11 protein-coding genes are annotated in these 11,716 nt (G+C 45.0%); 5 read left to right on the forward strand and 6 right to left on the reverse strand.

The genetic code is table 11. The features are described from left to right. Nucleotides 1-122: 122 nt before the first annotated feature. Nucleotides 123-482, reverse strand: a complete 360-nt coding sequence (locus C8R34_RS06155) for a hypothetical protein (RefSeq protein WP_110338875.1) — start codon at nt 480-482, stop codon at nt 123-125. Nucleotides 483-711: 229 nt separating this feature from the next. On the opposite strand from C8R34_RS06155, the gene C8R34_RS16915 reads away from it, so the two are divergent. Further along, nucleotides 712-843, forward strand: a complete 132-nt coding sequence (locus C8R34_RS16915) for a hypothetical protein (RefSeq protein WP_258364385.1) — start codon at nt 712-714, stop codon at nt 841-843. Between the two features lie 446 nt (nt 844-1,289). Here C8R34_RS16915 and C8R34_RS06160 read toward each other — a convergent pair whose 3' ends face one another. The 4 genes from C8R34_RS06160 to C8R34_RS06175 form a co-directional block, all read right to left on the reverse strand. Then, nucleotides 1,290-3,017 carry a methyl-accepting chemotaxis protein gene (locus C8R34_RS06160; RefSeq protein ID WP_110338877.1) on the reverse strand — a complete coding sequence of 576 codons (1,728 nt, stop codon included), beginning with the start codon at nt 3,015-3,017 and terminating at the stop codon, nt 1,290-1,292. A gap of 42 nt (nt 3,018-3,059) precedes the next feature. Further along, entirely contained in the window at nt 3,060-3,560 is a 501-nt protein-coding gene (locus C8R34_RS06165) for a chemotaxis protein CheW (RefSeq protein WP_110338879.1), read from the reverse strand. Nucleotides 3,561-4,004: 444 nt separating this feature from the next. Continuing rightward, nucleotides 4,005-5,729, reverse strand: a complete 1,725-nt coding sequence (locus tag C8R34_RS06170) for a methyl-accepting chemotaxis protein (protein WP_110338881.1) — start codon at nt 5,727-5,729, stop codon at nt 4,005-4,007. Nucleotides 5,730-5,771: 42 nt separating this feature from the next. After that, on the reverse strand, nt 5,772-6,296 hold the full coding sequence (locus C8R34_RS06175) for a chemotaxis protein CheW (protein WP_110338883.1): 525 nt from the start codon (nt 6,294-6,296) through the stop codon (nt 5,772-5,774). A gap of 605 nt (nt 6,297-6,901) precedes the next feature. On the opposite strand from C8R34_RS06175, the gene C8R34_RS06180 reads away from it, so the two are divergent. Next, on the forward strand, nt 6,902-7,273 hold the full coding sequence (locus tag C8R34_RS06180; protein ID WP_258364386.1) for a VOC family protein: 372 nt from the start codon (nt 6,902-6,904) through the stop codon (nt 7,271-7,273). A gap of 3 nt (nt 7,274-7,276) precedes the next feature. Here C8R34_RS06180 and C8R34_RS06185 read toward each other — a convergent pair whose 3' ends face one another. Beyond that, nucleotides 7,277-8,062 (reverse strand): M48 family metallopeptidase, encoded by a 786-nt coding sequence (locus tag C8R34_RS06185; protein ID WP_110338887.1) that lies wholly within the window; start codon nt 8,060-8,062, stop codon nt 7,277-7,279. A gap of 194 nt (nt 8,063-8,256) precedes the next feature. Between C8R34_RS06185 and C8R34_RS06190 the strand changes: the two genes are divergently transcribed. From C8R34_RS06190 to lptE, 3 genes are all read left to right on the forward strand, one after another. Beyond that, the gene (locus tag C8R34_RS06190; RefSeq protein WP_110338889.1) at nt 8,257-8,463 is read left to right on the forward strand and encodes a dodecin; all 207 of its coding nucleotides are present in this window, start codon (nt 8,257-8,259) and stop codon (nt 8,461-8,463) included. Nucleotides 8,464-8,586: 123 nt separating this feature from the next. Beyond that, on the forward strand, nt 8,587-11,187 hold the full coding sequence (leuS, locus tag C8R34_RS06195) for a leucine--tRNA ligase (protein WP_110338891.1): 2,601 nt from the start codon (nt 8,587-8,589) through the stop codon (nt 11,185-11,187). A 23-nt stretch (nt 11,188-11,210) separates the two neighbouring features. After that, on the forward strand, nt 11,211-11,711 hold the full coding sequence (lptE, locus tag C8R34_RS06200) for an LPS assembly lipoprotein LptE (protein ID WP_110338893.1): 501 nt from the start codon (nt 11,211-11,213) through the stop codon (nt 11,709-11,711). The last annotated feature ends 5 nt before the right edge of the window (nt 11,712-11,716 follow it).

Below are 11,716 nucleotides of genomic sequence, written 5' to 3' on the forward strand. Positions count from 1 at the left end.
CCCGCCTAAAATTTAGGCAAGATACGTGAATTACCTGGTCAGTTTTCAACCGGTACAACTAGGCTTTTAGTGTCAAGTTTCGATCGGTGTCAACATAATGCGTCTCTTAATTCAGTCACCCATTAGTCCACATTGCTTTGACGACGTACACTCAACATTTTTAGGATCAATATCAATGTATTAAGAGCATTGGTAACGGCATAGAATGGAGCCCCTGAGGTTTTGCCGCTCAAACCTTGATCCGCCGCTTTTTTATAAATTCCTTCAAGCCGTCTTTTGTAAATTGGAATGACGATATTCCCGTGGCCTGCGCAGGGTTCAAAAAAAGAAATTTCTTCGTCCGACCACAGACTCCGATTATCTTTGGCGAGCAGGTTTAACATGCTCTCTACACAAGATATAGGTGTAAAAACTTCGCCTAAGTCTTTGATACGATCTTTATTGCGATGAAATAATTTTTCCAGATCAACAATTTTGCTCATCCAATTTCCTTCAGGAATCTTCCGAAATAACACTCAATTAATACGGATGAATCCTCAAGGGCTTTAATAAGCTTTTAATCGAGAAAGAAAAAAACTTAAAGCAATATCATTTTATTTGTGTCGTACCTAACTGAATAGACCAATTGTCGATCAAGTCATTTTTAGTTGGGCGACGATATAGCGATGGCGACAGGCAGATTTTGTGATTGATCGGAAAGGTGTAATTAGAATGCATCCACAGTTGGGTTGTGTCGTGGTCACTAAAGCAATGCTGCCTAATAATGTTATTCGTAAAGAAATCAATGCTTATGTGAGTTTACTCAAGCGATTGGGTAACGGCAGATTGGCTGTGATAAGGTAGTTAATCCCACTAAATTTAAGGCTCTTCCAAAAAGTGTACGGCGTTTTGGGAGAAGTTAGCATACCCCGCAAAGTATACGCTACAAGAATTGTGACATTTTTTCCTAGCACATCCTACCCCGGGTATATCTACCCCCCAAACTTGAACGCCATAGCCAGCGTTGTTGTCCGGCTGCCGCAATTTTTAGTCTTGGCTGTTCTCAATCTGGCAGTGGCAAACACAGATTCAACCGGGTTAGTCGTTCTTAAGATTCGATACCTTTATCGGAACCGGTAACTCTCACTTTTGCAAGTGATGTGTCAGATCAAATCGGAACTAATACATTTTATTGCCTTTGTTATGCTTCGACTGACTAACCTCTTTCGGGAAAAACAACCATATATCTGCAAAGTTTGTTTGTATACAAGCTCCCTCCAGAGTTAAGTGAATTTTGCAGGACCGACTAATTAAAATTCCTCCCACTCATCTCCCCCGCCACCTGTTGCAACTTTACGCGGTTGTACCGATGCAGATGCAGAACTTGCAGCTGAATTCACCACAAGCTTCTTAGTTGCGGAACCACGATTTGGTAGTTTAGCTACAGAAGAGGAACGATTACTTCGTTTAAGCGGAGTCGCGGCGGAATGGTTGCTGTTAGACAATTTAAAAATCGTTACCGCTTGCGTGAGCGCCTGCGCTTGATCCTGCATAGATTCAGCCGCTGCCGCAGCTTCTTCCACTAGTGCTGCATTTTGTTGTGTCACTTCATCCATCTGTGTCACGGCCTGATTAACCTGTTCAATACCTGAACTCTGCTCCTGTGAGGCTGCAGAAATCTCACTCATAATATCGGTTACTCGTTTAACAGCACTGACAATCTCATCCATAGTTGCACCAGCTTCATCAACCAATCGAGTACCGTCTTCAACTTTACTGACAGAATCACTAATCAACTCTTTGATTTCTTTGGCAGCAGCTGCAGAACGCTGCGCCAGTGTACGTACCTCTGTTGCAACTACTGCGAAACCACGCCCTTGCTCACCTGCTCGTGCAGCTTCTACAGCCGCATTTAATGCCAGAATATTGGTCTGGAATGCAATACCATCAATAACGCTAATAATATCAACAATCTTCTTCGAGCTCTCGTTAATAGAGCTCATGGTCTGTACTACTTGCCCAACCACTGCACCGCCTTTTACCGCAACCTCAGATGCACCGGCCGCCAGCTGGGTGGCTTGACGAGCATTATCTGCATTTTGTCGTACTGTTGAAGTAAGCTCTTCCATGGAAGATGCGGTTTCTTCCAGGTTGGAGGCTTGCTCTTCAGTACGTTGACTTAGATCTAAATTACCCGAAGCAATTTCACCTGAAGCCGTTGCAATTTGATCTGTACTCATACGCACTTTACTCACCAAATCAACTAGGTTATCATTCATAAGTTTCAGTGCTTGCAACAAGCAACCGGTTTCATTGGTTGAATTCACGTCGATACGGCTAGTCAGATCACCGGATGCCACCGCATTAGCAACCGCAATTGCTTCATTTAGCGGAGCAACAATTGCCCGTATCAGTAAGAAGCCAGCTATAGCCGCCAGCAGAACACCCAGGGCTATTGTGATTACTGAAATCATCAAAATACTCTCATAATGACTTTGGGCGATGGCATTTTCCTTCTCAGAAACAGCTCTTTGCAAATCAAGTAAAGCGAATAAGGTATCACGCAGTACATTAAACTTCGGCACGGTATCTGTCGCAAGACTTTGCGCCGCAGCTTCAAATCCTCCCATTGATGCTAATTGAATGGTTCGATTCATTGAATTCACATATTGTACGTACTGCTCACCTTTAGTCTTGGTAAGTACTATTTCTTCAGGCGTCAAGTAAGTCGCCAAATATTTCGCCCAAACTCCTTCATTCTGCTTAACTAATTTATTCGCCTCCTCTCCCAGTGCTTTTGCAGTAGCAACATTCTTTGCTTCAGTCGCATTTCTCGCGTTTTCTCGAATCTGGTACCAAACATCCAGGATCGATCCCAGTTGTACTGATGGAATCAAACGATCTTCATAGAGTGACTTTAATCCCTTATTGGATTGATTAATACCATACAGTCCTAAACCACCAATGCCTATCAACAGTACAGATAACAAACCAATTACCAACACCAATCGCGATTTTATCGATACATTATTAAACATTAGAATCTCCTTTAAACCTTTTTATTCAAAAAACCGTTCTCGTCAATTAATACTCTGATCAATCAAACCCATATCACTGCTACCTATCAGCTTCTCGATATCAATCAATATCAACATCCGCTCATCCACCGTTCCCAATCCCATGATATATTCCGTATCAATCACCGAGCCAAATCCCGGCGTCGGATGCATCTGATCCGCTTCAAGACTGATCACATCCGATACACCGTCCACCACGATCCCCATCACCCGACCAGCTACATTTAAAATAATCACCACCGTAAACTGATCATAACTCGCATCTCCCAGCCTGAATTTGATCCTCAAATCAATAATCGGTACGATAATCCCACGCAGATTCACAACACCCTTGATAAACTCCGGTGCATTGGCAATTTGGGTGATCGAGTCATAACCACGAATCTCTTGTACTTTGAGTATCTCGATTCCATATTCCTCCTCTCCTAAACGAAAGGTCAGAAACTCATTGGCCATTGAACCAGATGGCTCTGTGGTCATATTTGTTGTCTGCTCCTGCAACATGATTCATGCTCCTCTTGTTTGTTATATAAAACCCCAATCAACTGTATACCCCATGCACTATCAATTTTTCTTTACTGGAATCTGATAAAAACATTGAGTTATCGTGCTATGTCTTAGAGATGTATAGTTGAGGTGATTTCAACATCAATATTCATCTTTATGAGAACCATCTTAATGACTGATTTATTTCATACGCTATACTTCTAAAATTGTGCTGAAGTGAGGTGTGTTTCTACGGAACACAAGAAAATATATCGCGTCGTCTCATTCCTATTTTTCATTAGGAGATTTAGACTTCAAGTAGTAGGAATTATATTAAAATAGAGCCTTGCACGGTCACAATCAGTCCAGTACGACTAACCGACCTGATCAAATAAGACCGGACAACCCAGTTTGAACCGCCTCGGGTTTTCCGGAAACTGTTTGGTTTGAGTATGCAATAACTTAAAATTCTTCCCAGTCACCGCCGCCAGCGACAATTTTTCGTGATTGCACTGGTACAGATGGAGAATCCTGATTTGCAGTCACCAAAACCTTCTTAGTGGCAGATCTACGAATAGGTAACTTGGCAACTGTTGCAGAACGATTGCTTCTTTTAATGGGCGTTGAGGTGATATTGCTGCTGCCACCCGACAGCCTAAATGCACTCACTGCGTGAGTTAACGCCTGTGCTTGTTCCTGCATGGATTCGGCTGCCGCTGCCGCTTCTTCCATCAGCGTTGCATTTTGTTGAGTAGCTTCATCCATCTGTGTCACGGCCTGATTAACCTGTTCGATACCTGAGCGTTGTTCTTGTGAAGCTGCAGATATTTCACTCATAATGTCTGTCACGCGTTTCACAGCACTGACAATTTCATTCATGGTAGCACCCGCTTCATCAACCAGTTTCGTACCATCTTCCACTTTGCTCACGGAGTCACTGATCAGTTCTTTGATCTCTTTCGCTGCCGCTGCAGAGCGTTGTGCCAATGTACGAACTTCGGTTGCTACTACCGCAAAGCCGCGCCCCTGCTCACCTGCGCGTGCAGCTTCTACAGCTGCATTTAATGCCAGGATATTGGTCTGGAATGCAATTCCGTCAATGACACTGATAATATCAACAATCTTCTTGGAGCTTTCGTTGATGGAACTCATGGTTTGCACCACTTGACCAACCACCGCGCCACCTCTCACTGCAACTTCAGAAGCGCCCGCTGCCAACTGATTAGCTTGACGAGCGTTATCCGCATTTTGCTTCACTGTAGAAGTCAGTTCTTCCATGGAAGAAGCTGTTTCTTCCAGGCTGGATGCCTGCTCTTCAGTCCGTTGACTCAGATCGGTATTGCCTGAAGCGATTTCGCTCGACGCGGTTGTGATAGAGTCTGTACCCATACGCACTTTACCCACCAGATCCACCAGATTATCGTTCATTGTTTTCAACGCTTGAAGCAAACGCCCTGTTTCATTGGTTGAATTGATTTCAATCCGACTAGTCAAATCACCCGATGCTACTGCGTTGGCCACAACAATTGCTTCGTTCAGCGGTGCAACAATCGCTCGCACTAGTAAAAATCCAACAACGACTGCCAGTAAAACACCCAGCGTCATGATGATCATTGAAATCATAAAAATACTTTCGTAATGACTCTGGGCATTAGTGTTTTCCTTAGCCGCAATTGCTCCTTGCAAATCTAATAAGGCGAATACAGTATCGCGCAGTACATTAAATTTTGGCACGGTATCTGTCGAGAGATTCTGCAGGGCAGCTTCAAATTCCCCCGCTGATGCTAATTGAAAGGTTCGATTCATGGAGCTTACATACTGTACGTGCTGTTCGCCTTTAATTTTACTCAGTTTTTCTTCTTCAGGCGTCAATTGGGTTGCCAAATATTTCGCCCAAACACCTTCATTCTGCTTAACTAGCTTATGCGTTACCTCTCCCAATGCTCTTGCAGTCGCAGTATTGTTCGATTCAGCTCCATTTCTCGCGTTCTCTCGAACTTGGTACCAAACATCCAAAATCAATCCCAGTTGCACCGATGGAACCAGGCGATCTTCATAAATTGACTTTAATCCAGCATTAGATTGATGAATACCATATAACCCTAAGCTACCAATACCTATCAACAATACAGATAAAAAACCAATTACAAACACCAATCTAGATTTTATTGATAAATTATTAAACATTAGAATCTCCTTTAATATTTCTTATCTAGAAACAACTGCTCGTTAACTCATCCCTTGATCAATGAACCCCATATCGTTACCGCTCATCAGCTTTTCGATATTGATTAATATCAGCATCCTCTCATCGGCTGTCCCAAGCCCCATGATGTATTGCATATCAGTGACTGACCCAAATTCCGGCGCAGGACGAATTTGTTCCGCTTCCAGACTGATCACATCAGATACGCCATCCACCACTATCCCCATGACTCGCCCAGCTACATTTAAAATAATTATCACGGTAAATTGATCGTAATCCACGTTACCCAGATTGAATTTGATCCTCATATCAATAATCGGCACGATGATTCCCCGCAAATTCATAACCCCCTTAATAAATTCCGGTGCATTGGCAATTTGAGTAATGGAGTCATAACCACGGATCTCTTGTACTTTAAGTATTTCGATTCCATATTCTTCTTCGCCTAGACGAAAAGTTAAAAATTCGTTGGCCATACGACTGATTACTGAGCTGGATGATTCGGTAACCTTCTCAGTAATCTTATGTGCTGCATGCTTCTGTAACATAGTTTTTGCATCCCTATTTTTGCTATCAAAGCCCAGTTATCTGTGTTATCACCTAATTATGGCAACCTGGCAAAGCGCTTATTCGCGCATTAAAGAATTGATCGAACCGACACCTCGGTATCTATATCCATCGCTAGCAGATCACTAATTGATTTACACTTATAATCTGTTTCGCCCACATAGAAAGTAGGTTTTTTCTTACGACAAATGAAAATATTTTCTTTAGCAGATTTTAAAATTTTAATGAAATTATTAGTCAGCGATAAAAAAAACAACCAACAAACTATATATGCGAATATAATTAATCGTTCTTGCAAGCAAACAGCAACCAATAACTTTATCAATCAAATCCAGTCAACCTGTTTTTAAATTCACTTCTTCATATTGCAAATACGGTCTGTGTGGCAAACATCCAATAGCGCCATATAGGAATTTGATTACTCTTGGCAGTCTATTCTTAACCAATCCTCATTCAACCATGTCGTCATCTTTCTACACCCAATTGTGAATGCTTTTGTTTATCGCGAGGAAAACTACTGCATAATCAAAAAATCATGCTATAAACTATTTTTCAGCAGGAAAACAGCAAAATGGCGATCGCAGGTATGAACCATTTCACTGTATTAAGCAGTGATCTTGAAAGAAGCAAGGCTTTTTATATCAATGTGCTTGGACTAACAGAGGGCTATCGTCCGCCTTTTACTTTCCCGGGTGCATGGCTGTATGTCGGGAATCAGGCGATATTGCATATTATGGCGGGCAAACCAATGCCGAAAAACGCAGCGGGTGTAATCGATCATATGGCTTTTACCGCATCCAATTTACAAGCAGTGGTCAACACCTTAAAACAGCAAGGTATCCACTATGAATTACACCGTCTGAAGGATCTGGAAATTTGGCAGTTATTTTTTCACGACCCAGACGGCGCAAAAGTCGAATTGGATTTTCCGGCGGATGAACCGAAACCCAGCGAATAATAACTACTTCGAACAATTCGGTTTCTTGCCAGCAGCATGCGCCTGTTGCATCAGTTTTGTCGCTTTTGGCAAGTGTTTCCGCAAGTCGTCAATACGGGTCTCATGAGATGGGTGAGTCGACAAGAATTCTGCGGGTTGCTCACCCTGACTGGCTTGCGCCATTTTCTGCCATAACGTAATGCTTTCAGCAGGATTGAATCCGGCTTTTGCCATTAACTCGAGGCCAATGGTATCCGCCTCGCTTTCATGCAAGCGGCTGAATGGCATGATCAAACCATATTGCGTGCCAACACCCAATAGACTAAGCGCAGTTTGGCCCATGGGTGTTTGCGGCGCAGCTACCGCCGCGATGAGTGAAATGCCCATTTGTGCACCCAGTTTCTGCGACATTCGTTCATTACTGTGCCTGGCCAACACATGACCGACTTCATGGCCAATGACAGAAGCCAATTGATCCTGATTATCCACCAGATCAACCAATCCGGTATGCACACCGATTTTGCTGCCCGGCAAAGCGAATGCATTCAACGTACTGTCTTCAAAAACAACAACTTCCCAGTTTCCACCGACTTCGTGCGTAATGGCATTTGCGACACAACGTACAAACTGGCTTTCACGCGCATTCTGGCTGATCTCCTTTTCATTTTTCATGCTTGAAAAAGCTTGCAACCCCATGGCATCAAGCTCACTATCCGGCATAAAAACCAACTGACTTCTACCCGTTGGCGTAGTCGCACAAGCAGCAAGAAAAATTATCATCAACAAGGCAAGTATCAATCTGGGCTTCATGGTGAACAACTCCGTTAAAAACAATCACTGAAATTTTTCCATCGCCATTCACATTTGATTGATTTATTGCAGTGCTATCAATCAATTGAATAAACATATATTCGTTCAAGGTTACCACAACAAAGGGTTAGTATTGCGAATGGCTTGAAGTATGATATAACGCTTTTTTCAACAAAATAAAGGGGATTTTCAGAATGGGTGATCATATCTATAAAATTATTGAAATCGTCGGCTCATCCACCAAAAGCAGCGATGATGCAATCCAACAAGCAGTTGCCAAAGCCGGTGAGACCCTGCGTAACTTGGATTGGTTTGAAGTGGTGGAAATGCGCGGGCATATCGCTGATGCCAAAGTTGCACATTATCAAGTAAAGCTGAAAATCGGCTTTCGTCTAGATTAATCAGCCTGATACGAAGCAAATACCGTTTCGGGTGACGCAAATCAAAATCCACCCGACAATCGGCATAATCCCCCCAAATACTTCGCGGTATAATTAGCTATTTAAAGTAAATAGCTAAATTCCATGCAAGAGAAATATCATCCCCAGGAAATCGAGAAAAACGCCCAGCACTATTGGGAACACACCGCGGCATTCAAAGCGATAGAAATCCCCGATAAACCGAAATACTACTGCTTGTCGATGTTTCCGTATCCCTCCGGCAAACTGCACATGGGACATGTACGCAATTACACCATCGGCGATGTGTTATCGCGTTACCGCCGCATGCAGGGCTATAACGTACTGCAGCCGATGGGCTGGGATGCATTCGGCTTGCCGGCTGAAAATGCTGCGATGCAAAACAATGTTTCCCCAGCCAAATGGACGTACGACAATATCGCCTACATGCGTAAGCAACTCAAGAGCCTGGGACTGAGTATCGACTGGGAGCGCGAGATCGCCACCTGCGATCCGAGTTATTACCATTGGAACCAATGGCTGTTTCTGCGCATGCTGGAAAAAGGATTGGCGTATCAAACCACCGGCACGGTGAATTGGGATCCGATTGATCAAACGGTACTGGCCAACGAACAGGTGATTGACGGCTGCGGCTGGCGCACCGGCGCACCGGTGGAAAAACGCGAAATCCCGATGTACTACATGAAAATCACGCAATACGCCGATGAATTGTTGAGCGCACTGGATACGCTGGACGGCTGGCCGGAACGAGTGAGAACCATGCAGGCCAACTGGATCGGCAAGAGTTATGGCGTCGACATCACTTTCCCTGCCGACACCGAATCCGGTACACCACAAAACCTGAAAGTATTCACCACCCGCGCAGACACGCTGATGGGCGCCACGTATGTCGCTGTTGCCGCTGAGCATCCGCTCGCATTGCATGCCGCCAAAAATAACCCTGCGTTGCAAGCCTTTATCCAGGAGTGCAAACTGGGATCCGCCAAAGAAGCCGATCTGGCCACGCAAGAGAAAAAAGGCATGGACACCGGTTTATTCGTGATTCATCCATTGAATGGTAACAAACTGCCGGTATGGGTCGCCAATTATGTGTTGATGGGTTATGGCGAAGGGGCTGTTATGGCAGTACCAGCGCATGACGAACGCGATTTTGAATTTGCCACTAAATATTCACTGCCAATCAAAGCGGTTATCAAGCCATTGGATGGTGCACTGGAATTGCCACTGACGCAAGCCTATGTAGAACATGGCGTAACCTTCGATTCCGATGAATTCTCCGGACTGGAATTTCAAGCTACGGTGAATGCCATTGCGGCAGCGCTGGAACAAAAAAACTTCGGCAACAAACGCGTGCAATACCGCCTACGCGACTGGGGCATTTCGCGCCAACGTTATTGGGGCTGTCCGATTCCGTTGATTCATTGCGCCGACTGCGGCATAGTGCCGGTGCCGGATGATCAATTGCCGGTGGTACTGCCGCAGGATCTGGTGCCCGATGGATCGGGCAATCCGTTGGCAAAAACACCATCCTTTTATGAATGTTCCTGCCCGAAATGCGGCAAAGCTGCGCGTCGGGAAACCGATACCATGGATACCTTTGTCGATTCGTCGTGGTATTACGCCCGCTACGCCTGCCCGGATCAGACCCAGGCCATGACCGATGAACGCGCTAATTATTGGCTGCCAGCCGACCAATACATCGGCGGTATCGAACATGCCATCCTGCATTTGTTATATTCACGCTTCTGGAGCAAGATCATGCGCGATCTTGGCTTGCTGACTCTGGATGAACCGTTTACCAACCTGCTAACGCAGGGCATGGTGCTGAATGAAATTTTTTATCGCAAACCAGACAGCGGACGCATCATCTATTTCAATCCGTCGGAAGTCAGCATTCAATACGACGAACAAGGCAAGCGTTGCGGCGCAGTCCTGCAAAGCGACAATCAGCCGGTGGAATCCGGCGGCATCGGCACCATGTCGAAATCCAAAAATAATGGCGTTGACCCGCAAAAACTGGTGGAAGAATACGGCGCCGATACCGCACGCCTGTTCATGATGTTTGCCAGTCCACCGACGCAAACGCTGGAATGGGCGGATGCCGGTGTCGATGGCGCCTATCGCTTTCTCAAACGCCTATGGAAACAGGCGTATACTCACCTGCAGCATGGCGTTGTCAGGATTGATCCGACATTGCATCAGACATTGTTGCCGGAGCTAAAAACTCTGCGCATGCAATTACACCAAACCGTTGCCAAAGTCAGCGACGACCTGGAACGACGCCATACATTCAATACCGCCATCGCGGCGGTAATGGAACTAATGAACGGTTTGGCGAAAATTCAGACCACCGACCCAGCCAGTCGCAATCTGATGCAGGAAGCGCTGGAAAATATCGTACTGTTACTTTCCCCGATCGTTCCGCATATCTGCCATGAACTATGGCGTGAACTCAAACCGGGCACCGAGCTTTTTGACCAACCTTGGCCGCAGGCCGATACCGCCGCGATGGTACAGGATGAAATCAAACTGATTGTGCAGGTCAATGGTAAACTACGTGGACAGATTAATATCGCCAAAGATGCCGGAAAAGAGGTCATTGAGAATGCCGCCTTGACCAATGAACATATACAGAAATTTATTGAAGGACAAACGATCAAAAAGATCATTGTCGTTCCCGGCAAGTTGGTTAATATTGTGGTATAAAAATAGATGATTCTACTCAAGCGATGAAACTGAATAAACAAACAATTCTTATCCTGGTAGTCGTGTTCCTACTAGCAGCCTGTGGATTTAAGCTGCGCGGACAGATTTCCTCATTGCCGTTCAAGTCTCTCTATATCTCTGCGCCGGACGGACAAACTATCGGCATGGATCTTGAGCGTGCGGTAGGCTCTTCATCCACTACCAAAGTGGCTGCCAGTGCAGCAGAGGCTGAAGCGACTTTGGAAATAGTCAGCGCTATCAATGAAAGAGCCATTCTGTCTCTATCCGGAGGTGGCCGGGTACGTGACTTTAATTTGATCTATCGAGTCGTGTATCGCGTGATCGACACACAGGGCATTGAAATCGTGCCAAACACTGAAATCGCTATTACACGCGTTCTGCCCTTCCTGGACGCGCAAATCCTGGCCAAGGAAGCAGAGGAACAATTGTTGAAAAAAGATATGCAAGCCGACGCGATTCAGCAAATACTCTGGCGTTTGTCTGCAATTAAAATACCCACTTAGAACCC

It is taken from the genome of Nitrosomonas sp. Nm84, from assembly GCF_003201565.1.
Lineage (GTDB): Bacteria > Pseudomonadota > Gammaproteobacteria > Burkholderiales > Nitrosomonadaceae > Nitrosomonas.